Here is a 23,313-nt window from a genome sequence, read left to right on the forward strand (position 1 = left end):
GGTTCACTACTTGACATCACCCGCCCCTCTGGAGGTCCCGATGTCCGCTGACACTGTCGTTCCGCAGATCGCCGAACTGCTCCTTGACCGCTACGTGTTCCCCGAGGTCGCCACCGAGGTCGCCGCTGTCCTCACCGCCGCGGCCGCCGACGGCCGCTACGAAGGCGCCGACCAGGCCCGCCTCGCCGAACTCGTCACCACCGATCTCCAATCGGTCAACGGCGACCTCCACCTGCGAGTCATCCACAGCCCGACCGAACTGAGCGACACGCATGACGACGATGCCACCCAGCTGCGCCAGATGGCCGAATGGAGCGCGGTGACCTGCGGCGGCATCGCGAACGCGCAGCGGCTGCCCGGCAATGTCGGACTGCTGGCGATCGCGCCCCTGCTCTTCCCGCCCGCCGTCGCCGCCGACCGCGTCACCGCCGCGATGCACCTGCTCGCCGGCACTGACGCACTGATCCTCGATCTGCGTGAATGCCTCGGCGGCGACCCCAGCATGGTCGCCTGGGTCTACAGCTTCCTCACCGACACCGAGCCGGTGCAGCTCTCGGGCATGGCCCATCGCGATCCGGAGCGGCTCATGCAGCTGTGGACCTCGCACGTCCCCGGCCCCAAGTTCGGCGGCAGCAAACCCGTGTGGGTCCTGACCAGCGCGAAGACCTTCTCCGGCGGCGAGGCTCTGAGCTTCGACCTGCAAGAGCACCAGCGGGCGACCGTGGTCGGCGAGCGCACCCGCGGCGGGGCGCATCCCCGCGACAGCGTCAAAGTGGACACCCATCTCGAACTCGCCCTCCCCGTCGCCCGCGCCGTCAGCCCGATCTCCTGCGGCAACTGGGAAGGCACCGGCGTCGCACCGGACGTGCCGACCTCCGCCGCCGACGCCCTCCCCGAAGCCCACCGCCGAGCGCTCGAAACCGTCCTCGCCCTCGGTGATGAAGGGTTCCGCCGCGGGATCGCCGAAGAGGCCGCCCACGCCCTCGAATCCGCGACCGCAACCGCCTGACCTCGACGTCAACGCCCGCGTCGGCCCCGGTAGGGTCGATTGATGAATGCCTCGGAAGCCCTTGTGCGCGTGCCGAAAGCGGACCTCCACGTCCACCAGGAGGCGACCCGCTACCTCGACCTCGTCCTGGCCGAACGCGAAGGGCGGGAGCCCTACGACTGGGCCGCATGGCGCCGGGAGCTGGCCGCCACCGTCCCGCCCGGCAAGGAGCGCCTGCAGCGGATCGGATCGATGCAGCCGGTCCCGCTCGACCACGACGCGGACGAGGAACTGTTCGTCGCGAGGTTCGCCGCGCTGATGCGCGACCACGCCGCGGCCGGCGCCCGGTACGTCGAGGTCCGCTGCGGCGGCGAGGTCGTCACCCGGGACGGGTTCATGGACCTGTTCCGGCGAGCCGAGGCGCAGGTGCGCGCCGACCACCCGCTGCTGCATGCCGAAGCGCTGGCGATCGTCATCCAGGCCGGGCAGGACCCCGAACGCGCGGACGCGTTCGCCGAGGGCTGCGTCCGCGCCGCGGGCGAGGGGCTGGCGGGCGTCGACTTCCTCTACGCGCCTTATGACACCGAGGCCGACTGGGCACCTATGTACCGACTGGCGCAGCGGTTCGCCGATGCGGGCCTCGGCATCACCGCGCACGCGGGGGAGCTGTCGACGGCGAACATCGCGGCGGCCGCGCGGATGCCGGGCCTGACCCGGATCGGGCACGGCGTCCACGCCGCGGCGGACCCGGAGCTGCTGCGACTGCTCGTCGACCGGGGTGTGACCCTGGAATGCGCGCTGACATGCAACGACTTCTTCGGCGTCCTGCCCGAACTCGACGAGCACCCGCTGCTGCGGCTGGTCGAGGCGGGTGTCGCGGTCACGCTCGCCACCGACAACCCCGTCCAGCTCGGTACGACGATCGAGCGGGAGTACGCCTTCGCGGCGGCGCTCGGTATGAGCGCGTCGCAGCTGACCGGCTTCACCCGCGACGCGATCCGGGCGGCGTTCACCTCGCCCGAACGCAAGGCCGCGATCCTCGCCGGCATCGACCGCGGCGAAGATCAGGCCCGGCTCGACGACCACCAGGTCGACATCGCCGCTGAAGCGAACCCCAGCTTCTCGTAGAGCGGCACGCCGAGTTTCGAGGCCGTGAGCGTCACCGGGATCTGCGCGAGGGGCGCGAGTGAGCCCAGCATGACGGCGCGGCCGATGCCCCGGGAACGGGCGGCCTCGGTGGTGCCCACCCAGTAGTGGCTGCCGAACCCGTTGGCGGCCACGGTGACACACGCGCCCAGGACCTCGCCGTCCACCCGGGCAACGAAGATCGCGACCCCTGGCTCGTCGAGCAGCGCCAGCGGGAACATCTCGCCGGGCCGGTAGGGCTCGAAGCGGTCCAGACCGAAGCTCTCGATGACGGCCCCCTCGGCGCCCTGCAGCGCAGCGTCATCGCGAACCTGCTGCACCGCAACGGCGGGGGCCTCGACCGCGCCCGGCGGGCGCAGCATGATCGGCATCTGCCATGAGCCCACGCCCAGATGCCCGAGCTCGGTAGCGCTGAACGGGTCCTCCATGTCGACCGGTCCCGAAGCGCCGCGCACGAGCTCGGCCATCTCCGCCAGCTCGTCCGCGGTGAGATCGGGCTCCTGGATCAGCACGCGCAGGCCCGCGCGCTCGTCGCCGGCGACGGCGAGGAACCCGCGGCGGACGATCACCTCGTGCCCTCGGGAGCGGCCGGTCGCGGCCCAGAATGCGGCGGAGTTGCGGGCCTGCAGCCGGGGCGCGTCGGCGAGCCGGGCAGGCGTGCGGGTCGGGTTCGTCATGCCCGCAACGATTCCTCAATCACCGCCGGTCCGCCACCCCGGCACCCGTGACCGTCACGAACCCGCCGACGCCGTGATCCAGAGGGTTCTGTCGGCCCTGCGCAAGGGAGTCGCCCGCACGGTCGACCTCTGCGCGATGCAAAGAGGCGCAAAAGGAATGCCGTGCCGCCGAAGGACTCGGCGGCACGGTGTTCCCGCCGCTACCCGGGGACCACGAGGTGCAGGTGGTGGTCCGCCAGGCCGATCGTGACCTGCTGGCCCCAGGTGACCGTGAGGTGGTCGGACTCGACGCCGTCGGCGAAGACCACGAGCCGTTCGCTCTCGCATACGAGCCGCAGCTCCTCGCCGACGTTCAAGCGGCCCGCGGTCAGGGTCGCTCCGGTCGCCGGCGAGGGCCAGGCCTCCCTGACGAACCACGACAGCGACCGCGCCTCAGGTTCGGGCAGCGCCCCGCTGAGGCCCCGGTCGGCCGCGATCGACGCCGACCAGCCGGTCGCACCGGTGCCCGTGCCGATCAGGACGCCCGACGAGGACTGGCGCTCGCCCCGCCCGTCCGCCCCGATCAGCCGGTACCGCGCCGACTGGTGCGTGCCGTGCCCCGCGTACACCTCGTTGAGCCCGGCCAGCACCTGGCCGTCGTCGAGCCGCGCGGCGACCATCGTGAGGCGACGGATCGGCGCCGCGTCCGCGGCGACGGCTCGCAGCGCGGCCCCGATCGCCTTGGCGTGGAACCGGATCAGCACCCCCGGGTTCCGTCCCGGCTCCGGGTCCACGCCCAGCACCGGTTGGCCCGCAAGGTACTTGGAGAGGTTCGCGACGAGCCCGTCCTGCCCGACCGCCACGACGATGTCCTCGGGCCCGAACAGGAACCGCGGCAGGTCCTCCCGGTCCACCCGGCCCCGGCGCCAGTCGGCCGGGGTCGCCGCGTCCACGGCGGTGAGCGCCGCCTCCAGCGCGTCGTGCCGCGCCGCGACCTCGTCCAGGTCGCGGCCGCGCTGGCGCAGGAAGTGCTCGGCCGCCGCGCGGGTGCCGTGCCGGGCGAGCAGTTCGTCCAGCTCGCTGCGGCGGCTGACGACCACCACGCGGGGTGCGAGGGTCGCGCTCATCGCGCACCGTCGGCGAGTCGCGAGAGGGCCCCGGTCAAGAGGTCCGGGGTGATGGTGATCTGGCCGATCTCCGGCAGGTGCTCCGCGAGTTCGCGCAGCGCGAGCCCCTGCATGACCGAGGGCGGCAGGTCGCGGTACGCGGCCAGGCGGGCCGTCTCCGCCTCGGCCTCGGCGGCGCCCACGATCCGCACCTTGTCGGCGTGGGCCGCCGCGAGGGTGCGTTCGCGCTCGGCCTCGCCTTGGGCGGCGGCGAGTCCGGCCGACGCGGCCAGCTCGGCCTGCCGCCGGGCGTTGGCGCCCTGCTGCTCGACGAGCTGCTCTTCGCGCCGGGCGAGCTCGATCTTGTTCTGCAGCTCGTTCTCGGCGATGGCCCGCTCCCGCTCGACGGCCTGGGCCCGCCGCGAGTACGTGGCCTTGTCGGCATCCTGTTGCACCGCTTCGCGAGTGGGGGTCTGCAGCGAGCGCTCCAGTTCCGGTTCGGGCCGGATCGAGACGACGCGGGCGCTGACCACGGCGACGCCGATGTCCGCGAGCCGCGCCTCCGCGGCGAGCGCCGCGGACACGTCCTCCCGCAGCTGCGGGACGGCGCTGGTGAGGGCCTCGGCGAGCGGCAGGCGGGCGAGCAAGTCGATCGCGGGCTGCTGGGCGAGCTCGGTGAGCAGGGTCGCGACCTGGTCGAGCGGGCGGGCCCGGGCCTGGCCGCGGTTCGGGTCGATGGAGAAGTCGAGGCGCGTGGCCGCGAGGGCGGGGTCGTCGATCCGGTAGGTGACCGTGGCCTGGACGGTGACGTCGGCGAAGTCGGCGGTGCGGGCGTGGAACATCAGGGGCAGTTCGCGGTCGTCGACCGGCACTTCGGAGAGCACGGCGACCAGCGGGCGGTACCAGAACGACTGGCTGGTGCCGGCACTTACCGTGGCGCCGCGCTTCTGGCACCGGACCCAGACGGTCGGGGTGCCGCGCAGGTGGCGCAGGAACAGGAGCTTGGTGACATCGGCCATCGGGAGGGCCTCCTTTTTTCTCGTCACTCTGACGATAATCGATGTGCTAGGTTATCGTCAAGGTGGTGATAATGAATTATCCGGTGTTCGCCGTCACTGTCGACCTCGTGGTCCTCACGGTCCGCGACGGCGAGTTGCACGCGCTCCTCGTACGGCGGGGCCTCGAGCCCCACCTCGGCCGCTGGGCCCTGCCCGGCGGCTTCGTCCACGCCGACGAGGACCTGACCGCCGCCGCGCGGCGCGAGCTAGGGGAGGAGACCGGCCTCGACGGACCCGGCGGCCACCTCGAGCAGCTCGGCAGCTACGGCGCGCCCGACCGCGACCCGCGCGGCCGCGTCGTCACGGTCGCGTACCTCGCGCTCCTGCCCGACCTGCCCACGCCCACAGCGGGAACGGACGCCGCGGAAGCCGCCTGGCTGCCGGTCGGCCGCCACGGCCTCGCGTTCGACCACGACCGCATCCTCGCCGACGGCATCGAACGCGCCCGCTCCAAACTGGAGTACACCCCCCTGGCCACCGCCTTCTGCCCGCCCGAGTTCACCATCGCCGCCCTCCGCCAGGTCTACGAAGCGGTCTGGGGCGAGCAGATCGACCCGCGCAACTTCCACCGCAAGGCCACCACGACTCCAGGCTTCGTCGAGCCCACCGGGCGATCCACAGAAGGCGAACCCGGCCGCCCCGCCCGCCTCTACCGCCGAGGCGAGGCCACCCTCCTCAACCCCCCGATCCTCCGCCGAAATCCAGGTGGCTGAGACCGCCGAGGTAGCCGCGCCGCCCCGACTGCGGTACGTTCCGTCGGATGAGCACGACTTCCGCCTCCGAGGTGGCCCGCTGGTTCGGTGAGGCCGCTTCGATCACGGTCCTCACCGGCGCCGGCGTCTCCACCGACTCCGGGATCCCCGACTTCCGCGGCCCCCAAGGGGTCTGGACCAAGAACCCCGCCGCCGAGAAGATGTTCACCATCGACAACTACCTCGCCGACCCCGAGGTGCGGCGCCAGGCGTGGGCCGCCCGCCGCACCAGTCCCTTGTGGAGTGCGGAGCCGAACGCCGCCCACCGCGCCCTCGCCGATTTCGCGCGGACCGGCCGCCTGCGCGCCGTCATCACCCAGAACACCGACGGGCTCCACCAGGCCGCCGGCTCCGACCCCGAGCACGTCATCGAGATCCACGGCAGCGCCCGCGACGCGGCCTGCCTCGACTGCGGTTCACGGATGCCCATGACCGACGTCCTGCCCAGGCTCGATGCGGGCGAGACCGACCCGCACTGCCTCGCCTGCGGCGGCATCCTCAAATCCGCCACGATCTCCTTCGGCCAGCAGCTCGACGGCGACGTCCTCCAAGCCGCCGCCGACGCCACGCTAGCGGCCGACCTGTTCGCGGCGATCGGTACCTCGCTCGGCGTCTACCCGGCCGCCGGGCTCTGCGACTACGCGCTGGCCCACGGCGCCCGCCTCGTGATCCTCAACGCCGAGCCGACCCCGTACGACGAGGTCGCCGACGCCGTTCTGCGTGAGCCGATCGGCGAGGCTCTCCCGCTCCTGCTCAAAGGGTCGGATTGAGCCTGCGGCTCAACGTGATTCGAGCAGACCGCGCACGTACGCGGCCTGGCCCGTGTGCTGCTGGTTGTCGTTGACGACGCTCACCAGCCGCACGCCGAGCGTCACCGCCGGGTCCCAGCGGGTGTCCACGATCCGGTCGAGATCGGCGGCCGTGAGCGACTCGACGTATGCGAGCGTCGCCGCGTGCACCGCGTCGTAATACGCCTTGAGATCAGCCGGTTTGATGCCGCTGACCTGCGCCACCTGCTCGCTGGTGTGCCCGTACCCGATGTCGCGGGGCTCGAGCTCCAGTGCGAACCGCTCGTGCCAGCCGTCCGCGGTCCAGGTCTGCTCGCGCCCGGCGACGTCCGCGACGTGGTCGTCCTGGACCCGCGCGATGTGCCACACCAGCCACCCGATCGAGTTCGCCCCGGGGCCCGGCCGCGCGTCCAGATCCTCCTGCGCGAGGCCGTCCAGCACCGCGTGCACCGCTTCCCGGACCCGCGAGAACGCGTCCGCGAAGACTCCGCCGACCTCCATGAGCACCCCTGTCTTCCTCAGTAGCCGTTGGTCTCGGATCCATCCTCGCACCGGTCCTGCGCCGCGTCGCCCGAACGCCGCGGCGCGCTCGCGTCAGGTCACCGGGCTCCGAGCGCCGCGATGCGGTCGGCGGCGGCGCGCACCCGCTGCGCCTGCTCGAGGGCGGCCGTCCAGGTTTCGGGGACGGCGGCCTCGCCGCAGTAGGCACCGCACATCGCGGCGGCCATCGCGGCGATGGTGTCGGTGTCGCCGCCGAGCCCGATCGCCTCCTTGACGAGCGCCACCGGGTTGCCGGGGTGGCGCAGGAACACCGCGAGCGACGCCGGGACGGCGCCCAGAGCGGTCGCGTCGCAGCGGAAGCGGTCGCTGACGGCCGTCGGCGGTCCATCGAGGAGTGCCGGGATCGCCCGCAGCTCGGCGGCGAACGCGGGCCCGGTACGGGAGGCGATCTGCTCGATCACCTCGTTCGCTTGCGGCAGTCGGCCTCCGGGCGCGCGGGCGGCGATGGCGACCGCGAGGGCCTGTGCGACCGCGCCGTCCACGCCTTCGGGGTGGGCGTGCGAGACCACCGCTGCATCCGTTGCCGCACCGGCCACCTCGTCGAGGCTCCGGCCCGGAACGAGTGCGACCGGGGCGGCGCGCATCGCCGCGCCGTTGCCGAGCGACCCGGCGCCGTCGAAGGCCGACTGCGCCGCCTGCCGCCACGGTGTGCCGTCGGCGATCTGCGCGAGCATCTGCGCCGCACCGCGTCCGTAGCCGCGCCAGGGTTCGGTCGACCACGCGTCGGCGAATGCGGCGGCGAGCACGTCGGGTTCGATCCGGCCGCCGTGGGCGGCGAGGTGCTCGGCGAGGACGAGCATCTGCGCGGTGTCGTCCGTCCAGGACAGCGACGATGCGAACCGGTCGACCGCTTCGGCCACGCGCTCGGGAGCGAGGTCCCGCTTGCCTTCGAAGACCGAGCCGAGCGCGTCCGCGCACGCGGCGAGCAGCAGGGACCCGCGTGCGCGGGCCTGCCATGAGTCCAGTGCCGTCATGCCGTTCTCCGTCTCCGCCGCGTTGTGCCGACTCTATCGGCGGGCGGCTCAGCCGCGCTTGAGGACTGCTACCCCCGTGGCCCACAGCGCCACTGCGGAACCGAATCCGGCCACCGCCCCGCCGAGCACGGCATCGCCGAGGCTGACGGCGACGCCCGCGATCCCGGCGGCGATCATCCCGTACCCGGTCCAGCGGTACTTCGGTTCGTCGAAGGCCGGTGCGAGCGGGAGGAAGTGCGCGCCGACGATCGCCGCGATCGTCCCCGGCAGGAAGTCCACGAGGTCCAAGGCGTTGAACGCGGCGATCGCCGCGATGATGAGCACGACTTCGAAGGCGACCCAGATGCCGTACCGGCGCCCCCAGTCCTTGGGCAGCTGGCGGGGGCGCTCGCGCTTCGTGGCGACGCGGGGGACCGCGACGACGAGGCCGACGCTGATGGCCACGGCCAGAGCGAGACCGGTCCAGTAGGGGGCGCCGGCGCTGAGCACGCCGGCGCCGCCGATGTACCAGCCGAGGCCGAAGAACGCGCAGATGGTGACGCCGTTGCGGCGCATGCCGGTGCTGAGCTTCTCGGGGGCGGTGAAGGTTTCCATGGTTCTATTGTGACCGAACGTGATTCTTGGTCACACTGAGCTGGGCCTCGAGCAAACCGTTGCACCGCTTTCGCGGTATCAGGACTGCTCGTCCAAAGCCTGCTGCAGCAGGCGCGCCGCCTCGGGGAACCGGTCCGGGGCCGGGCCCGCGAAGTTCACCCGCACGAACGGCCCCGCCGGCTCGGCGGGAAACCACTCAGTGCCGGGGGCGATGAGCAGTCCGCGCGACTCGCAGTCGCGCACCAGCCGTTCGACATCGGTCCCCTCGGGCAGGCGCAGCCACAGGTTGAGCCCGCCCGCCGGGACGCGTTCGAGTGCCGTCCCGGGCGCGTGCTCGCGGAGCGCGTCGACGAGGAGGTCCCGGCGCAGCCGCACCTCGTTCCTGAAGGCGCGCAGATGGTTCCGCCAACCCGGCTGCGTGACCACGTCGAGGGACGCCGCCTGCAGCACCCCGCTCACGTACATCGCCTCCGACCCCTGGTCGGCCACGATCCGGTCCCGCACCGGGCCCCGCGCCACCACCGCCGCCACGCGCAGCGCCGGCGACGCGCTCTTCGTCAACGAGCGGAGGTAGATCACGTGCCCGCTGTCGTCAAGGGCCGCAAGCGGTGCCGGGTCCGCATCGATCGCCAGGTCGTGCGCCCAGTCGTCCTCGATGAGGAACGCCCCGTGCCCGCGCACGACCTCCAGCAGCTCGCGCCCCCGGCTCGGCGACCACTGCACCCCGGTCGGATTCGCGAACGTCGGCTGCGCGTAGAAGGCCCGCGCCCCCGTCTGCCGGAACGCCCGGTCCAGTTCCTCCGGATCCGGGCCCTCGGGGCCGCTCGGTACCGGCACCAGCGTCAGCCCGGCCTGCTCCGCGCCCAGGATCGCACCCCAGTACGTCGGCGACTCGATGAGCAGCGGCCGCCCCCGGCCCACCACCGCGCGAAAGACCGAACCGAGCCCGCTCTGGCTGCCCGACACGATCATCACGTCACGCGCCGTCGGTACCGCGACCCCCGCCGGAGCCGTGCCGCCCAGCTCCGCCGCGAACCACGCCTGCAGCTCCGGCAGCCCGCGCACCGGCGAGCGCGTCAATGCCGCCTCCGACTTCGCCGCCCGCGCCAGCGCCGCCCGCACCATCCGTCCCGGCAGCAGCTCCTGGTCCGGGTAGCCCGAGTGCAGGCTGATCGCGTCCGGCGCCGCCGACCGCTGCGTCGAGGACACCACCGGCAGCCGCGCATGCGGTGAGCCCAGAGCGGCCGTCTGCCAACCGAAGTCCACGGCCCGCGGCGCGCGCACCGCCCGTACGAACGTGCCCACCCCGGGCCGACTCTCCACCAGCCCAAGCGCATTGAGCGCGTGCATCGCCTTCTGGACGGTGACCGGGCTCGCCCCGTACCGGGTCATCAGCTCCCGGCTCGAGGGGACCTTCGCCCCGGGCGGCGCGGTCGCGATCCACGCGCGCAGGCCGTCCACGATCCGCTGAGTGCTACCATTCGACATGAAGATAGAGAGTAGCACTATCGTCAGTTCGCGACCCGCGCTATCGCAGCGCGCGGGCCTGTGGTGGGGCCTCCTCGGCGTCCTCGCGTTCTCCTTCACCCTCCCCTTCACCCGCATCGCGGTCGAAGGCCTCTCGCCGCTGTTCATCGGGTCCGGGCGCGCCGTCATCGCCGCGGCGCTCGCCGGGATCGCGTTGGCCGCGACCGGCCAGCGCCTGCCGACTGCGGCCCAATGGGGCCGGCTCGCGCTGGTCGCGGGCGGCGTCGTGGTCGGCTTCCCGATGCTCACCTCCTATGCGCTCACCACCTCCTCCGCCGGGCACGGCGCGGTCGTGATCGCGCTGCTGCCCGCGGCGACGGCGATCATGGCGGTGCTGCGGGTGAAGGAGCGCCCGGCGGCCTCGTTCTGGACGTTCGCGGGCCTCGGCGCTGTCGCCGCGGTGTGCTTCGCGGCGTTGCAGGGCGGCGGGTTCGGGTCGCTGGGCGCGGCGGACCTGCTCTTCTTCGGCGCGGTGCTGGCCGCGGCGGTCGGATACGCCGAGGGCGGCCTGCTCGCGCGCGAGCTCGGCTCGTGGCAGACCGTGTCGTGGGCGCTGGTGCTCGCCGCCCCGGTGATGATCGCGGCGGCCGGATTCGCGATGGCGCAGGAGCCGCCGACGGCGACGCCGGTGCAGTGGCTCGCGTTCGCCTACCTTGCGGCCGTGAGCATGTACCTGGGCTTCTTCGCCTGGTACCGCGGGCTCGCGATCGGGCCGATGGCGCAGATCAGCCAAGTGCAGCTCACGCAGCCGGTGATGACCATCGCCTGGGCCGCGCTGCTCCTGGGCGAGCCGGTCGGCTGGACGACCATCGCGGGCGGGCTCGCCGTGATCGCCTGCGCGGGGCTCGCGGTGCGGGCCCGGCTGCGGGCCGCCGCGGTGCGGCGGACCGGGCCCGCTCGTGACGACACTGCCGATGCGACACCGGTTTCCGGTGCGCCTTCAGCGCTCTCGGCAAAGCCTGCGGGCTGAGCGACCCGATGGCGCCGCTGCCTGATACGCCGGACGGGCACTCGGGCCTCTCCGGTGCATCGGGCTGGTCGTTATCCGGCCCGTTCGCCGCGTTGTCGGGCCGCCCGGTGTTGCAGCGACCCGCCGCTCTCGGCGAAGCCTGCGAGCCGTCGATCAGCACGGCGAGCGAACGAGGAGAGCGCCCCGGCCCGAGCACCGGACGGCTCTAAGCCGAGGCGGGCCGCCCGTACTCTTCGAGCAGCCGCAGCCAGATCTCACTGACCGTGGGATAGGACGGCACCGCGTGCCAGAGCCGGTCGATCGGCACCTCGCCGACGACCGCCGTGGTCGCCGCGTGCACGAGCTCGGCCACGTCAGGGCCCACGAACGTGGCCCCGACCATCACGCCGCGGTCCTCGTCGACGAGCATCCGCGCGGCCCCCTGGTACTCGTCGCGGGAGAGGCTCGCCCCGGCGACGCCGCCGAGGTCGTAGTCCACGACCCGGATCGACTTCCCCTGGGCGCGAGCCTGTTCCGCGGTAGGCCCCACGGCGGCGATCTCGGGTTCGGTGAACACGACCTGCGGGACCGCGTCGTGGTCGGCGGTCGCCGCGTGCGCGCCCCACCGCGCGTCGTCGACCGGCCGGCCCGCCGCACGGGCGGCGATCACGTCGCCCGCCGCGCGCGCCTGGTACTTGCCCTGGTGCGTCAGGAGCACCCGGCCGTTCACGTCGCCCACCGCATAGAGCCAGTCGAAGCCGTTGACGCGCAACGTGTCGTCGGTGTCGAGCCGCTTCCCGGGATCGAGCCCGATCAGGTCCAGCCCGAGGTCCGCGGTGGCCGGCCGGCGTCCGGTCGCGACCAGCAGCTCGGCGGCGGTCACCGTGCCGTTGCTCGTCTCGACACGCACGCCCTCGGCGGTGCGCTCGACCCGCAGTGTCTCAGTGTCCGTGAGGATCTCGACGCCCTGCGACCGCAGCGCCTCGACCACCCGCTCGGCCGCGAAGGGCTCGACGCTGCCGAGCACGCCGCCCCTGACGACGACCTTGACGTCGGCGCCGAGCGCCGCGTACGCGGTCGCCATCTCCATCGCGACCACGCCGCCGCCGATGATCGCGAGGCTCTCGGGCACCGACTTCGCGCTGGTGGCCTCCCGGCTCGACCACGGGTTCGCTTCGCGCAGGCCGGGAACGTCCGGCAGGTTCGGGACCGACCCGGTCGCCACCGCGACCGCGTGGCGGGCCCGGAGCACGGTGGTCGTGCCGTCCTCCGCGGTCACGGTGACCTCGCGTTCGCCGCTGAGGCGGCCGCGCCCGCGCACCAGGCCGATGCCCGCGCTCTCGAGCCAGCCGACCTGGCCGTCGTCGGACCAGTTGCTCGTGAAGGAATCGCGCCTGCGGAGCACCGCGGCGACGTCGAGGCCGCCGGTGACGGCCTCGGACACGCCGGGGAGCGCGCGGGTCGCGCTGAGCACCTGCACCGGGCGCAGCAGTGCCTTGGACGGCATGCACGCCCAGTAGGAGCACTCACCGCCCACGAGCTCGCTCTCGACGATCACGGTCTCCAGACCGCCCTTGACCGCCCGGTCAGCGACGTTCTCGCCGACCGGTCCGGCCCCGATCACGACCAGGTCGACTTCGCGTTCCTCGGATGCCATGTGCAGGTCACGTCCTTCCTCATGCGTCCCAAGGACAGAGCCTACGCGCCTGTACGGAGGGGCGAAGGGGTTCTCGGGCACCGGCGGGGTCCACTGCCGTGATGCGAGCGGGCACCGCCGGGCGGTGCGCCCGGCGGTGCCCGAAACGGCCGCCCCTAGTAGACGCTCGAGCCGATCCAGTCGTCGTGGCCGTAGCCGGCCGGGTCGGCGTAATCGCGGTCGGCGAGCAGTGTGCTTGCGGCCGTGGCGCATTGGGTGAGCACCAGAGCCGCTCCGGTGCCGGTCCCGTTGAAGCCCAGGCACAGGTCCGAGTGGCCGACCGGGTGGATGCCCGTGCCGGTCGCGACGAACTCCTGGTTGAGGCCGCCGTTGCAGTCCCAGAGGACCAGCGGCGTCCCGGCCCGCATGCGGCCGCTCTCGACGTCCACGCAGCGGTCGTGGCTCAGCTCCACATGGAGCGACCCGCGCGCCTCGTCGAGCCAGAAGCCCTGGTTGCGGGCGCCGTTGCAGTTCCAGGAGATCAGGTCGGTGCCGTTGCGCGAGTCGTAGCCCTCCGCGTCGACGCAAAGGCCGCCCGCCTTGAGGTCCTGGAACTCGAGCAGCCCTTCGTAGAGCGCGGCGCTGTCGGTGCTCGCCGGGTCGACGCAGGTGGCGGTCTCCCATTCGGGATGCGCGTAGAACTCGGTGATGCACTGCGCGAACGCGCCGTGGCCGAGGTAGTTGGGGTGCAGGGACTGCCGGAACGCGTGCTCGGAGGGCAGCTCGCCCACCTCGACGTAGACGCCGCGCGCCCACGGCTCCTCCTCGCACACGCCGTGGCCGTCGAAGAGCCGCTGCGCGTCGAGGTAGCGGACGCCCTTGCCCAGGGCCGCTTCGCGAATGCCACGCTCGAACAGCGGGACGGCCTTGTTGCGGGCGAAGGCCGCGTCGGCGAGGTAGAGCAGGCAGCCGCCGGCGTACCAGCCGGGGAAGTCCGGGTTGTCCTCCACATCGGGTCCACCGGGGCTCGGGTAGGACATGACGACCAGGTCGTAGTCGGTCGCGAGGTACCCGGCGTCGCGGAGGGTCTGCCGGACGCCGTCGATCGCGTTCTCGACCCCGTCCTGGCTCACCTCGACGCGGGCCGCCCAGTCGTCGGTGTGGTTGTCCCAGCACGGGCCGAGGAACAGGATGCGGTTGGTCGCGCACTCGGTGGCGACGGGGCCGAACTCGATGCCGCCTTCATCGTTGGCGCCCACCACGATCCACACGAGCTTGACGTGCGTGTTGCGGGCCTTGATCGCGAGCTGGTCGCCCTGGTTGAGCTCGTTCCACTGCTGCTCGCCCGTGCTCTGGACGAGGTGCTGGGAGGCGGCGCCGGAGCAGGCGGCGTTGTACTGCTCGTCGCTCTCGATGCCGGTGCGGAACAGGGCCTGGTCGAGCGAGCGGTCGCACCAGTTGCCGTCGGTGTGGGTGCCGGGCTCGTAGTTGCCGACACCCTCGCCGGAGATCTCGCTGTCCCCCATGGAGACCAGGGAGGTGCGGCGATCTTCGAGCGGCCGGATGTCAGGGCTGCCGTACAGCTCGGTGGCTTCGGCGGCGCGGAGGGTTTCGAGGTGGTCGGGCAGCGGAACGGGGTCGGGCCGTTGCGCCGCCTGGGCCAATGAGGCCATTGTGGAGAGTGAGAGAGCAGTGATCACCGCTGCTGCCAGGGCAGCGGTGATCCTGTACCGGGGAGTGGACATGGCAGTCTCCTGTTCGGAAACATCGCTGTCGACGGATCGTAGTAGGGAGACTACCGTTACTCCGCGGTAATGTGAAGATTGTCGGATTGATCAATTTCAATATTACGGTTTTGGCGGCGCAGTGGGGGCGGTCCAGTCCTCATGGGCCGTGAACGGCACCAGCGCAGGGCGCTCCACGGTGGTCTGCATGTCAAGGCGCCCACCGGTCTCCGCCGAGCGCAGCAGGCCTGTCATCACCTCGAGCACGTGGAGCGCCAGTGCGGCGTCCGCCCGCGGGGCCCGATCCGCTTGCGCGCGAGCCATGTCGATGAGGCCGACGCCCCGGCCCGACTCGGCGTACCCGGCGCTGGCGGCGAGGACCCCGCGATCGCGGTCGTGCCGGTCGAGCGTCACCTCGCCCGCGAAGTGGTTCGGGTCGGGGACCCCGACGGTGCCCTCGGTGCCGTGGACCTCGATGTTCGGGGCCGTGGTGGCGTACCCGTCGAAGCTCATCACCAGCGTGCTCAGCGCACCGCTCGCGTGGTGGAGGATGCCGGTGACATGCGTGTCGATCGAGACCGGGACCTGTTCGCCCGCACGGGGACCGGAGCCGATCACGCGCTGGTCGCGCGAGCGGCTGGAGGCGCCGGTGACCGAGACGACGGGGCCGAGCAGGTGCACGAGCGAGGTCACGTAGTACGGCCCCATGTCGAGCAGCGGCCCACCGCCCTCGGTGTAGTAGAAGTCCGGGTTCGGGTGCCAGACCTCGTGGCCGCGGGCGATCATCGTGGCGGTCGCGAACGTCGGGACCCCGATCTCGCCCTTGTCGATCGCGTCCCGCGCGGTCTGGACGCCGGTGCCGAGCACCGTGTCCGGCGCGCAGCCGACCCGCACGCCGGCGGCGTCGCCGGCTGCGACCACGCGCTGGGCGTCCTCGAACGCGGCCGCGAGCGGCTTCTCGCCGTACACGTGCTTGCCCGCGGCGATCGCCTTGAGGGCGATCTCCGCGTGGGCGGCGGGGATCGTGAGGTTGAGGACGGTGTCCACTTCGGGGTGGGCGACGAGTTCGTCCACAGTGAGCGCTGCGGCCCCGGTCGCCTCGGCGACCTCGGCGGCGCGGGCGGCGTTGAGGTCCGCGACGGCCGCGATGCGGATGCCCGGGCAGGCCGAGAAGGTCTGGAGGTACTGGCCGGAGATGGCGCCGAGGCCGATGATGCCTACGCCGTGCGGGTCGCCCACAGCATGCCCCTTTCCATGATGGTGCGGACGTTCGCGTCCTGCAGGACCTCGACGCTGTGGCCGGGGGTGGCGACCATGATGCGGCCCTCGCCCCACTGGCGGGTCCACACGGCGGGGGAGGTGATCGGGCGGTGCCAGGGGTGCCACGGCCGCACGGGGTGCGTGGTCGTGGCCAGGACGTCGATGAGGTCGTCGTGGAGCACCCAGTACTGCTCGGTGTCGAGCTCGAAGTCGTCGAGGCCCGCCATGATCGGGTGCTCGCGGCCGAGCTCGGTGAGTTCGACCGTGTAAGGCAGGTAGTTGTCCTCCTGGCTGCCCTTGCACTGGCCCGGTTCCTTGGAGGGGTGGGTCGCGAACTGGCCGCCGATGAGCTGCAGGTAGTCCGAGGAGTTGCGGTAGGAGTCGGCGATGCCGCCGTGCCAGCCGCACATGCCCGTGCCGGCCGCGACGGCGGCGCGGAGGCCCTTGAGCTGGTCGTGGCTGATCTCGGACATCGTCACACTCTGGACGATGAGGTCGGTCGCGGCGAGCGCGTCGGCGTCCGCGTACACCTCGGGCGACTCCTCCACGCGGACCTCGAAGCCGTTCTCCCGCAGGAAGGGCAGAAACAGTTCAGTCGCCTCGACCGGTGCGTGCCCCTCCCATCCGCCTCGGACGACCAGGGCTTTTCGCTCGCTCATATGGTTCCTTCACCGGTGGTTGACACCGCTTGTCGAATCGTTTTCATACCTCGCCGATCGACCGTAGCCGATGCCGGGAGCGACCGCAACGGTCTTCCCGGTCGCTGCCGGTTTACCGGGACATGTAAAAAGTTTCGAGTTCGCGGCGCAGCATCGGATCGACCTCGGTGCGCTTCAGCAGCGCGTCGGCCTCGGTCAAGGTCATCGCGTTCGCCCAGTACCCCCGGAACAGGTGCGCCTCGATCGTGCGGTGCCGCTCGCAGAACCGCTCGAGGTTCCTCGTCAACTGCGCCTTCATGATCCGCCCGGCGGCCACCGGATCGGGGTCGACCAGCGGGTGCACCTGGTGGTAGTTCACCGCCGCCGCCTCCACCGAGAACCGCAGTCCCGCCCGGTGCAGCCGGTAGCTCAGGTCCGTGTCCTCCATGCCCCAGCCCGTGAACGCCTCGTCGAATCCGCCGGCCTCCGCCAGGGCCTCGCGCGGCACCGAGAGGTTCGCGGTCGTGGCCAGGCCCCAGGCGAACCGGAAGTCGTCCAGGCCCGGCCCGAACGCGTCCACGACCTGCCGGTAGTTGTCCCGCTCCTCGCTCAGGTCGACGCGGGCGAGTGCGCCCTCCGGGTCCGCGGTCAGTTCTCCCGGCTCCAAGAGCCGCAGGGGTTCGCGCAGTCGTGCGGTGCCGCCCACTCGGAACGCCAGGCGCACGAGGTCCGCCTCGCTCACCGGGAGCATTCCCGGCCGCCACCAGGTGAGCGCCCGGCGCTTCCAGCCGATCACCCCGCCGCCGCGGGCGGCGTCCGCGTGCGCGGCCACGAAACCGGGCGCGGCCAGCCGGTCGTCGTCGATGAAGACGACCAGATCCCCTTGCGCCCGTTCGAGGGCCGCGTTCCGCGCCGCCGCCCGGCCCCGGTTCTCCTGCACCACCAGCTGGAGGTCGAGCCGGTCCTTGAACGGCGCCACCACGTCGGCGATCCCGCCCCGCGTCCCGTCGTCGCACAGCACCACCTCGAACCGTGACTCGGTCTGCGCGAGCAGCGATTCGAGCGTCAGCGCCAGGTACTCGCGCTTGTCGCAGGTCGCCATGACGAGGCTGACCGCAGGCCGATGCGCCATCGAGGCTCCAAGGGGTGAGGGGAACGCGCTCACCGTAGCACCGCTGCGCCTGAAAGACGGGGCCTCGAACCGAGTGCGCGGCCCGAGGCCCCGAGTCTTGAGCGCGACCCGCGCGCGGCCACCGGCCCGCTCGGATCGCGTTGCGCCGCTATGTCATGCGGCGCTCAAATTACGGACAGGATCGGCGGCGCCCAGGGTCGGTGGCGGCGTCGCGTCGGCTCGTTTCGGCCTGTCGAAGGGCACGGTACAGGGCTTGACCCGATTGAGGAAATCGGATTCCGACACCGTTCCAATGGTATGTGATATGTGATATGTTACTGCGAATCCGAGGGCCCGTGGCCTGCGGTCAGCGGGTTCCACGACGCGCACCCCATCCGTACGACCGCGCGAACTAGCGATAGGAAATCCCCCCATGATCAGAAAAGCGACCCGCGCGGCGGCGGCGCTCGCAGCCGCGACGCTGCTGCTCACCGCCTGCTCCGGAGGCGGCCAGGACGGCGCCGGAGGCGACGGCCCCGGCGGCACGCCCCAGACCGGTGGCACCGTCCACATGCTCCAGAATGCCGACTTCTCCTACCTCGACCCCGCGCGCGGCTGGGACGGCGGCGTCAACGCCTTCTACCGCCTCATCTACCGCGGCCTCACCATGCAGGCCGCGGGCGACGCCGAAGACCCGAACGCCGTCGTCCCCGACATGGCCGAAAGCCTCGGCACGCCTTCAGAAGACGGCCTCACCTGGACCTACACCCTCAAAGAGGGCCTGAAGTTCGACAACGGCGACCCCATCACCTCCGCCGAGCTCGAATTCGGCATCTCCCGGGCCTGGGACCCCGAGATCGGCATCGGCTCGCCCTGGCTCAAGAACACCGTCGAGGCCCCCGCCGACTACCTGGGTCCCTACCAGTCCGGCGGGGACCACCCGGGGATCGAGACGCCGGACGAGCGCACCATCGTCTTCCACCTCAAAGCCCCGTTCCCCGAGTTCGACAACGTCGTGTCCCAGGTGAACGCCGTGCCCTTCCCCGTCGGCACCGGCGCGGGCGACGAGTTCATCAAGGACGTGATCGCCTCCGGCCCCTACACGCTCGAGTCGTACACCCCCGGCAGCTCCATCAAGCTGGTGCGCAACGAGCACTGGGACGCGGACACCGACGACGTGCGCAAGGCGTACCCGGACGCGTGGGAGTTCGAGATCGGCCTCGAAGGCGCCACCATCGACGAGCGCCTCCTCGCCGGCCAGGGCACCGACGTGAACGCCATCTCCGGCAAGATCCAGCCGGCCACCCTGGCCCGCATCCAGACTCCCGAACTCCAGGAGCGCGCGATCAGCGCCGAGGCCTACTGCGTCACCTACATGGGCATGGACACCACCCAGGCCCCGTTCGACAAGCTCGAAGTGCGCCAGGCGATGAACTACGCCGTCGACCGCACCTCGCTCCAGACCGCCTCGGGCGGCAACCAGCTCGCCCTCCCGGCCACCACGATCATCCCGGAAGCCGTGAACGGCCACAAGGACTTCGACCTCTACCCGAGCGAAGGGAACAGCGGCGACCCCGAGAAGGCCAAGGAGCTGCTCGAATCGGTGGGCCTCGGCGACGGCTTCTCATTCGTGCTCGACATCCGCTCGAACCCGATCATGCAGGCGCAGGCCGAATCGATCCAGCAGGCCCTCGCCAAGATCAATGTGGACGTGCAGCTCAACGTCATCGACACCTCGACCTTCTACGAGACCATCGGCACGCCCTCGCAGATGCACGACGCCGCGATCACCGGCTGGTGCCCCGACTGGGCCTCCAGCTCCAGCACCATGGTCCCGCCCCTGGTCGACGGGCGCGTCATCACCGAGAAGGGCAACACGAACATCGCCCAGATCAACGACCCGGGCCTCAACGCCCGCATCGACGAGATCCGCGCGATGACCGACCTCGAGGCCGCGAACGTCGAGTGGGGCGAGTTCGACGAGGAGGTCATGGCGCTGGCCCCGATTGTCCCGCTGCTGCAGGAGCCGAGCGTGTTCCTGCCGGGCGAGAACATCGTCGGGTACATCCCGAACACGAGCATGACCGACCTGACGATCATCGGCCTGAGCGATCCGTCGCGGGGCTGATCACCGATGTCCTTTACTCCGACCGAGCTCGAAGTCGAAGGCGCGGCGGGCGGCGGGACGGTGCCGGGCGCACCGGTCCCGCCGCCCGCCGGGCGGCCCGCGACCGAGTGGCGGCGCGTCACCCGCGCCTTCCTCGGCGACCGCGTGGCCGTGGCCTGCAGCGTCTACATCGTCCTGATCATCCTGATGGCGGTCGCGGCCCCGCTGCTGGTGAAGATCAGCGGCTACGGCCCGCTGGAGTTCGACCAGGACGCCGTCGACCCGAACCTGGGCGGCATCCCGCTCGGGCCCGCGGGCGGCATGGGCGCCGACCACTGGTTCGGCGTCGAGCCGGGGAACGGGCGCGACATCTTCGCGCGCATCGTCTACGGCGCCAGGGTCTCGATGCTCATCGCGATCTCGGCGACGCTGCTGACGACGTTCCTCGGTGTCGTGTTCGGCCTCGTCGCCGGGTACTTCGGCGGCCGGGTCGACATGGTCGTCTCCCGCGTCATGGAGTTCCTCATGGCGTTCCCGGCGCTCATCTTCATGATCGCCGTCCTCTCGGCCCTGCCCGCCGAGAACCGCCAGTTCCTGCTGGTGCTGGTGATCTCGTTCTTCGGCTGGCCGTACCTCGCGCGGATCGTGCGCGGGCAGACCATGTCGCTCAAGGAGCGGGAGTTCGTGGAGGCCGCGAAGGCCTCGGGCGCGACGAGCTCGCAGATCATCTTCAAGGAGATCCTGCCGAACCTCGCCTCCACGATCATCGTCATGACCACCCTCGCCGTGCCCGGCTACGTGGGCACCGAGGCGGGGCTGTCGTTCCTCGGCGTCGGAGTCGTCCCGCCGACCCCGTCGTGGGGCCAGATGATCGCGAGCTCCGTGCCCTGGTACGCCGTCGACCCCGCGTACTTCCTCATCCCGGGGGCCTTCCTGTTCCTGCTCGTGCTCTCGTTCACCGTGCTCGGCGACCGCATCCGCAGACTCCTGGGGGAGGGGGCCGCATGATCCGCTTCGTCGCCGACCGGCTGCTCGGCATGCTCGTCGTGCTGTTCCTGGTGTGCCTGTTCACCTTCGTGATCTTCTTCGTCCTCTCGCCCGACCCGGCCGTGCAGATCTGCGGCAAGAACTGCACGCCCGAGGCGATCGACCAGATCCGCGCGAACCTCGGCCTCGACCAGCCGTTCTGGACCCAGTTCGGGACGTTCCTCACCGGCCTCTTCGCGGGCCGCACCTACGGGACGGGCCCGAACGCGATCGACTGCGCCGCACCGTGCCTCGGCTACTCGTTCCAATCGAGCCAGGCCGTGACGGACATGATCGCGCAGCGCCTCCCCGTCTCCGCCACCGTCGCCGTCGGGGCCGCCGTGCTCTGGCTGCTCGCCGGCGTCGCCGGAGGCCTGCTCAGCGCCGTGCGCGAAGGCAGGTTCGCGGACCGCTTCATCGCCGGGCTGACCCTCACCGGCATGTCCATCCCGAACTACGTGCTCGCGCTCTCGCTCCAGTTCCTGCTCGTGGTCACCCTCGGGTGGCTGCCGTTCCCGCAGGCGGTGGCCTTCACGGACGACCCCGTGCGGTGGTTCCAGAACTTCCTCATGCCCTGGATCGTGCTCGCCGTGGGCATGGCCGCCGTCTACACCAGACTCACGCGCGCGAACGTGATCGAGACGCTGCAGGAGAACTACGTGCGCACCGCCCGCGCCAAAGGACTCAGCCCCGGCCTGGTGTGGCGGCGGCACGCGCTGCGGCCGGCGCTCACGCCGATCGTCACGATCTTCGGCATGGACTTCGCCGGCCTCCTCGGCGGGGCCCTCATCACCGAGACCGTGTTCGGGATCAACGGCATCGGCAAGATGGCCGCCGACTCGATCACCAAGAACGACCAGCCGGTCATCATGGGCGTCACGCTGCTCGCGGCCTTCCTGGTCGTCGTCGGCAACATGGTGGTCGACCTCCTGTACACGGCCATCGACCCGCGAGTGCGGGTGGGGAGCTCGGCATGACGGACGCACTGCTGCACGTACGCGGACTCACCGTCGGGTTCCCTGCTGCGCACGGCCCGAACGAGGTCGTCAAATCCCTCGACTTCGACCTGGAGCGCGGCGGCGCCCTCGGCATCGTCGGCGAATCCGGCTCGGGCAAGTCCATGACGAGCCTCGCCATCATGGGCCTGCTGCCCAAGGGCGCCAAGCGAACCGGGTCCGTCACGTTCGACGGCACCGAGCTGACCGCCCTGCCCGAACGCGCGATGCGCTCCTACCGGGGCGACCGCATCGCGATGATCTTCCAGGACCCGCTCTCCTCCCTCAACCCGTACTACACCGTGGGCACCCAGATCATGGAGGCGTACCGGTCGCACCGCACCGGCGTGACCCGCCGCCAGGCCCGGAACGTCGCGATCGCGGCGATGGAACGCGTCCACATCAGCGACGCCGCGAAACGGGTCGACCACTACCCGCACCAGTTCTCCGGCGGCATGCGCCAGCGCGTCATGATCGCCATGACCCTCAGCATGGAGCCCGAGCTCATCATCGCCGACGAACCGACCACGGCCCTCGACGTCACGGTGCAAGCCCAGATCCTCGACCTCCTGGCCGAGATCCGGGCCGACACCGGGGCCGGGCTCATCCTCATCACCCACGACCTCGCCGTCGTCAGCGAGGTCACCGACCACATCGTCGTCATGCGCGACGGCGACCTGGTCGAGCAGGGCCCGGCCGAGCGGATCTTCACCGACCCGCAGGAGCCGTACACGCGGATGCTCCTCGACGCGGTGCCCCGCATCGACGACGAGATCGGGCTGCTGCGCACCATGCACACCGAGGAGGGCCGATGACCGTTCGCGAAGCCGTGCCGCGCCAAGCCGGGCCGCCCGAGACCGCGCCGCTGCTGCGCGTCCGGAACCTCGTCAAGGAGTTCACCGTCTCCGGCGGCGGCCTGCTCGGCCGCCCCGGCAGGTTCCGTGCCGTGGACGACGTCTCGCTTGAGGTGCGCAAAGGCGAGACCCTGGCGCTCGTGGGCGAGTCGGGCTCCGGCAAGTCCACCACCGCCCGCCTCATCGCGCGGCTCATCGACGCCACGAGCGGCACGATCGAGTTCGACGGCCGGGAAGTCCACGCGCTCACCGGGAAGGCCCTGCACGCGTTCCGCAGCGACGTGCAGATGGTGTTCCAGGACCCGTACTCGTCGCTGAACCCGAAGCACACCGTGGAGCGCATCGTCACCGCGCCGCTCGCCTACCAGCGCCGCCCGATCCCCGGCGGCGCCCGGGCCTTCGCCGCCGCGCTCCTGGAACGCGTCGGGCTCAACCCCGACCACGCGACCCGCTACCCCGCCCAGTTCTCGGGCGGGCAGGCGCAGCGCATCGGCATCGCCCGCGCACTCGCCGTCGCGCCCAAGCTCATCATCGCCGACGAAGCCGTGTCGGCCCTCGACGTCTCGGTCCAGGCGCAGGTCATCAACCTGCTGCGCCGCCTCCAGGACGAAGAGGGCTTCAGCTACCTGTTCATCGCCCACGACCTCGCCGTGGTGCGGCAGATCGCCACCCGCGTCGCGGTGATGAACGGCGGCCGCATCGTCGAGGCCGGCGACCGCGACGCCGTCTTCGGCTCGCCGCAGGACGCGTACACGCGCAAGCTCCTCGCCGCCGTCCCGCGCATCCGGCCCGAATGGGACGCTGCCCGGAAGCGGAACGAGCAGGCCCGCCGCGAACGAGAGGAAGCCGAACTGTGAAGGACC

22 protein-coding genes are annotated in these 23,313 nt (G+C 71.6%); 10 read left to right on the top strand and 12 right to left on the bottom strand.

Features of this window, described 5'->3' with window-relative positions; genetic code table 11:
- Positions 1 to 40 precede the first annotated feature (40 nt).
- Together AB0I03_RS15875 and AB0I03_RS15880 are read left to right on the top strand one after the other, a co-directional pair.
- On the top strand, positions 41 to 1,009 hold the full coding sequence (locus AB0I03_RS15875; protein WP_360412735.1) for a S41 family peptidase: 969 nt from the start codon (positions 41 to 43) through the stop codon (positions 1,007 to 1,009).
- 42 nt (positions 1,010 to 1,051) lie between these two features.
- Positions 1,052 to 2,116, top strand: a complete 1,065-nt coding sequence (locus AB0I03_RS15880; RefSeq protein WP_360412738.1) for a hypothetical protein — start codon at positions 1,052 to 1,054, stop codon at positions 2,114 to 2,116.
- Here the strand turns inward: AB0I03_RS15880 and AB0I03_RS15885 are convergent.
- The 3 genes from AB0I03_RS15885 to AB0I03_RS15895 all read right to left on the bottom strand — a co-directional run bounded on the left by AB0I03_RS15885 (position 2,053) and on the right by AB0I03_RS15895 (position 4,915).
- The gene (locus AB0I03_RS15885; protein WP_360412741.1) at positions 2,053 to 2,811 is read right to left on the bottom strand and encodes a GNAT family N-acetyltransferase; all 759 of its coding nucleotides are present in this window, start codon (positions 2,809 to 2,811) and stop codon (positions 2,053 to 2,055) included. The two genes, AB0I03_RS15880 and AB0I03_RS15885, sit on opposite strands and share 64 nt — an antisense overlap.
- Before the next feature lie 200 nt (positions 2,812 to 3,011).
- Complete coding sequence (locus AB0I03_RS15890; protein ID WP_360412744.1) at positions 3,012 to 3,917, bottom strand: hypothetical protein; 906 nt, start codon at positions 3,915 to 3,917, stop codon at positions 3,012 to 3,014.
- Entirely contained in the window at positions 3,914 to 4,915 is a 1,002-nt protein-coding gene (locus tag AB0I03_RS15895; RefSeq protein ID WP_360412747.1) for an SPFH domain-containing protein, read from the bottom strand. The genes AB0I03_RS15890 and AB0I03_RS15895 overlap by 4 nt, the downstream gene beginning before the upstream one ends.
- A gap of 71 nt (positions 4,916 to 4,986) precedes the next feature.
- Here AB0I03_RS15895 and AB0I03_RS15900 point away from each other — a divergent pair, with 71 nt between their 5' ends.
- Both AB0I03_RS15900 and AB0I03_RS15905 read left to right on the top strand, forming a co-directional pair.
- Positions 4,987 to 5,667 (top strand): NUDIX domain-containing protein, encoded by a 681-nt coding sequence (locus AB0I03_RS15900; protein WP_360412750.1) that lies wholly within the window; start codon positions 4,987 to 4,989, stop codon positions 5,665 to 5,667.
- Between the two features lie 47 nt (positions 5,668 to 5,714).
- Complete coding sequence (locus AB0I03_RS15905; RefSeq protein ID WP_360412753.1) at positions 5,715 to 6,476, top strand: Sir2 family NAD-dependent protein deacetylase; 762 nt, start codon at positions 5,715 to 5,717, stop codon at positions 6,474 to 6,476.
- A gap of 9 nt (positions 6,477 to 6,485) precedes the next feature.
- Here AB0I03_RS15905 and AB0I03_RS15910 read toward each other — a convergent pair whose 3' ends face one another.
- The 4 genes from AB0I03_RS15910 to AB0I03_RS15925 all read right to left on the bottom strand — a co-directional run bounded on the left by AB0I03_RS15910 (position 6,486) and on the right by AB0I03_RS15925 (position 10,111).
- The gene (locus tag AB0I03_RS15910; protein WP_360412756.1) at positions 6,486 to 6,995 is read right to left on the bottom strand and encodes a DinB family protein; all 510 of its coding nucleotides are present in this window, start codon (positions 6,993 to 6,995) and stop codon (positions 6,486 to 6,488) included.
- A 98-nt stretch (positions 6,996 to 7,093) separates the two neighbouring features.
- A complete protein-coding gene (locus AB0I03_RS15915) occupies positions 7,094 to 8,029 on the bottom strand; it encodes an ADP-ribosylglycohydrolase family protein (protein ID WP_360412759.1) in 936 nt (311 codons plus the stop codon).
- A gap of 48 nt (positions 8,030 to 8,077) precedes the next feature.
- A complete protein-coding gene (locus AB0I03_RS15920) occupies positions 8,078 to 8,623 on the bottom strand; it encodes a hypothetical protein (RefSeq protein WP_360412762.1) in 546 nt (181 codons plus the stop codon).
- Between the two features lie 78 nt (positions 8,624 to 8,701).
- Positions 8,702 to 10,111 (bottom strand): PLP-dependent aminotransferase family protein, encoded by a 1,410-nt coding sequence (locus AB0I03_RS15925; RefSeq protein WP_360412765.1) that lies wholly within the window; start codon positions 10,109 to 10,111, stop codon positions 8,702 to 8,704.
- Here AB0I03_RS15925 and AB0I03_RS15930 point away from each other — a divergent pair.
- Positions 10,110 to 11,120: a DMT family transporter gene (locus AB0I03_RS15930; RefSeq protein ID WP_360412768.1), complete on the top strand. Its 1,011-nt coding sequence runs from the start codon at positions 10,110 to 10,112 to the stop codon at positions 11,118 to 11,120. The two genes, AB0I03_RS15925 and AB0I03_RS15930, sit on opposite strands and share 2 nt — an antisense overlap.
- 205 nt (positions 11,121 to 11,325) lie before the next feature.
- On the opposite strand, the gene AB0I03_RS15935 is transcribed toward AB0I03_RS15930, so the two are convergent.
- From AB0I03_RS15935 to AB0I03_RS15955, 5 genes are all read right to left on the bottom strand, one after another.
- Entirely contained in the window at positions 11,326 to 12,756 is a 1,431-nt protein-coding gene (locus tag AB0I03_RS15935) for an NAD(P)/FAD-dependent oxidoreductase (RefSeq protein WP_360412771.1), read from the bottom strand.
- A 155-nt stretch (positions 12,757 to 12,911) separates the two neighbouring features.
- Positions 12,912 to 14,480 (bottom strand): ricin-type beta-trefoil lectin domain protein, encoded by a 1,569-nt coding sequence (locus AB0I03_RS15940; RefSeq protein ID WP_360412774.1) that lies wholly within the window; start codon positions 14,478 to 14,480, stop codon positions 12,912 to 12,914.
- 102 nt (positions 14,481 to 14,582) lie between these two features.
- On the bottom strand, positions 14,583 to 15,698 hold the full coding sequence (locus AB0I03_RS15945; protein ID WP_360412777.1) for a Gfo/Idh/MocA family oxidoreductase: 1,116 nt from the start codon (positions 15,696 to 15,698) through the stop codon (positions 14,583 to 14,585).
- Positions 15,677 to 16,378: a ThuA domain-containing protein gene (locus tag AB0I03_RS15950; RefSeq protein ID WP_360412780.1), complete on the bottom strand. Its 702-nt coding sequence runs from the start codon at positions 16,376 to 16,378 to the stop codon at positions 15,677 to 15,679. Before AB0I03_RS15950 ends, AB0I03_RS15945 begins: the two co-directional genes overlap by 22 nt.
- Before the next feature lie 112 nt (positions 16,379 to 16,490).
- Positions 16,491 to 17,489, bottom strand: a complete 999-nt coding sequence (locus tag AB0I03_RS15955) for a glycosyltransferase (RefSeq protein WP_360412783.1) — start codon at positions 17,487 to 17,489, stop codon at positions 16,491 to 16,493.
- A gap of 412 nt (positions 17,490 to 17,901) precedes the next feature.
- Between AB0I03_RS15955 and AB0I03_RS15960 the strand changes: the two genes are divergently transcribed.
- From AB0I03_RS15960 to AB0I03_RS15980, 5 genes are read left to right on the top strand one after another with little or no spacing between them, the layout of a single operon-like run.
- Positions 17,902 to 19,596, top strand: coding sequence for an ABC transporter substrate-binding protein (locus AB0I03_RS15960; protein WP_360412786.1), 1,695 nt, complete (start codon positions 17,902 to 17,904; stop codon positions 19,594 to 19,596).
- 6 nt (positions 19,597 to 19,602) lie between these two features.
- The gene (locus AB0I03_RS15965; RefSeq protein ID WP_360412789.1) at positions 19,603 to 20,583 is read left to right on the top strand and encodes an ABC transporter permease; all 981 of its coding nucleotides are present in this window, start codon (positions 19,603 to 19,605) and stop codon (positions 20,581 to 20,583) included.
- Positions 20,580 to 21,578, top strand: a complete 999-nt coding sequence (locus AB0I03_RS15970; RefSeq protein ID WP_360412792.1) for an ABC transporter permease — start codon at positions 20,580 to 20,582, stop codon at positions 21,576 to 21,578. The genes AB0I03_RS15965 and AB0I03_RS15970 overlap by 4 nt, the downstream gene beginning before the upstream one ends.
- On the top strand, positions 21,575 to 22,411 hold the full coding sequence (locus AB0I03_RS15975) for an ABC transporter ATP-binding protein (protein ID WP_360412795.1): 837 nt from the start codon (positions 21,575 to 21,577) through the stop codon (positions 22,409 to 22,411). The genes AB0I03_RS15970 and AB0I03_RS15975 overlap by 4 nt, the downstream gene beginning before the upstream one ends.
- A complete protein-coding gene (locus tag AB0I03_RS15980) occupies positions 22,408 to 23,307 on the top strand; it encodes an ATP-binding cassette domain-containing protein (RefSeq protein WP_360412798.1) in 900 nt (299 codons plus the stop codon). Before AB0I03_RS15975 ends, AB0I03_RS15980 begins: the two co-directional genes overlap by 4 nt.
- The last annotated feature ends 6 nt before the right edge of the window (positions 23,308 to 23,313 follow it).

This window comes from Glycomyces sp. NPDC021274, from assembly GCF_040641195.1.
Taxonomy (GTDB): Bacteria; Actinomycetota; Actinomycetes; order Mycobacteriales; family Micromonosporaceae; genus Glycomyces.

Coding starts and splice junctions, on each gene's coding strand:
- AB0I03_RS15875 (WP_360412735.1), top strand. CDS start 41: ATGTCCGCTGACACTGTCGTTCCGCAGATCGCCGAACTGCTCCTTGAC.
- AB0I03_RS15880 (WP_360412738.1), top strand. CDS start 1,052: ATGAATGCCTCGGAAGCCCTTGTGCGCGTGCCGAAAGCGGACCTCCAC.
- AB0I03_RS15885 (WP_360412741.1), bottom strand. CDS start 2,811: ATGACGAACCCGACCCGCACGCCTGCCCGGCTCGCCGACGCGCCCCGG.
- AB0I03_RS15890 (WP_360412744.1), bottom strand. CDS start 3,917: ATGAGCGCGACCCTCGCACCCCGCGTGGTGGTCGTCAGCCGCCGCAGC.
- AB0I03_RS15895 (WP_360412747.1), bottom strand. CDS start 4,915: ATGGCCGATGTCACCAAGCTCCTGTTCCTGCGCCACCTGCGCGGCACC.
- AB0I03_RS15900 (WP_360412750.1), top strand. CDS start 4,987: ATGAATTATCCGGTGTTCGCCGTCACTGTCGACCTCGTGGTCCTCACG.
- AB0I03_RS15905 (WP_360412753.1), top strand. CDS start 5,715: ATGAGCACGACTTCCGCCTCCGAGGTGGCCCGCTGGTTCGGTGAGGCC.
- AB0I03_RS15910 (WP_360412756.1), bottom strand. CDS start 6,995: ATGGAGGTCGGCGGAGTCTTCGCGGACGCGTTCTCGCGGGTCCGGGAA.
- AB0I03_RS15915 (WP_360412759.1), bottom strand. CDS start 8,029: ATGACGGCACTGGACTCATGGCAGGCCCGCGCACGCGGGTCCCTGCTG.
- AB0I03_RS15920 (WP_360412762.1), bottom strand. CDS start 8,623: ATGGAAACCTTCACCGCCCCCGAGAAGCTCAGCACCGGCATGCGCCGC.
- AB0I03_RS15930 (WP_360412768.1), top strand. CDS start 10,110: ATGAAGATAGAGAGTAGCACTATCGTCAGTTCGCGACCCGCGCTATCG.
- AB0I03_RS15925 (WP_360412765.1), bottom strand. CDS start 10,111: ATGTCGAATGGTAGCACTCAGCGGATCGTGGACGGCCTGCGCGCGTGG.
- AB0I03_RS15935 (WP_360412771.1), bottom strand. CDS start 12,756: ATGGCATCCGAGGAACGCGAAGTCGACCTGGTCGTGATCGGGGCCGGA.
- AB0I03_RS15940 (WP_360412774.1), bottom strand. CDS start 14,480: ATGTCCACTCCCCGGTACAGGATCACCGCTGCCCTGGCAGCAGCGGTG.
- AB0I03_RS15950 (WP_360412780.1), bottom strand. CDS start 16,378: ATGAGCGAGCGAAAAGCCCTGGTCGTCCGAGGCGGATGGGAGGGGCAC.
- AB0I03_RS15955 (WP_360412783.1), bottom strand. CDS start 17,489: ATGGCGCATCGGCCTGCGGTCAGCCTCGTCATGGCGACCTGCGACAAG.
- AB0I03_RS15960 (WP_360412786.1), top strand. CDS start 17,902: ATGATCAGAAAAGCGACCCGCGCGGCGGCGGCGCTCGCAGCCGCGACG.
- AB0I03_RS15965 (WP_360412789.1), top strand. CDS start 19,603: ATGTCCTTTACTCCGACCGAGCTCGAAGTCGAAGGCGCGGCGGGCGGC.
- AB0I03_RS15970 (WP_360412792.1), top strand. CDS start 20,580: ATGATCCGCTTCGTCGCCGACCGGCTGCTCGGCATGCTCGTCGTGCTG.
- AB0I03_RS15975 (WP_360412795.1), top strand. CDS start 21,575: ATGACGGACGCACTGCTGCACGTACGCGGACTCACCGTCGGGTTCCCT.
- AB0I03_RS15980 (WP_360412798.1), top strand. CDS start 22,408: ATGACCGTTCGCGAAGCCGTGCCGCGCCAAGCCGGGCCGCCCGAGACC.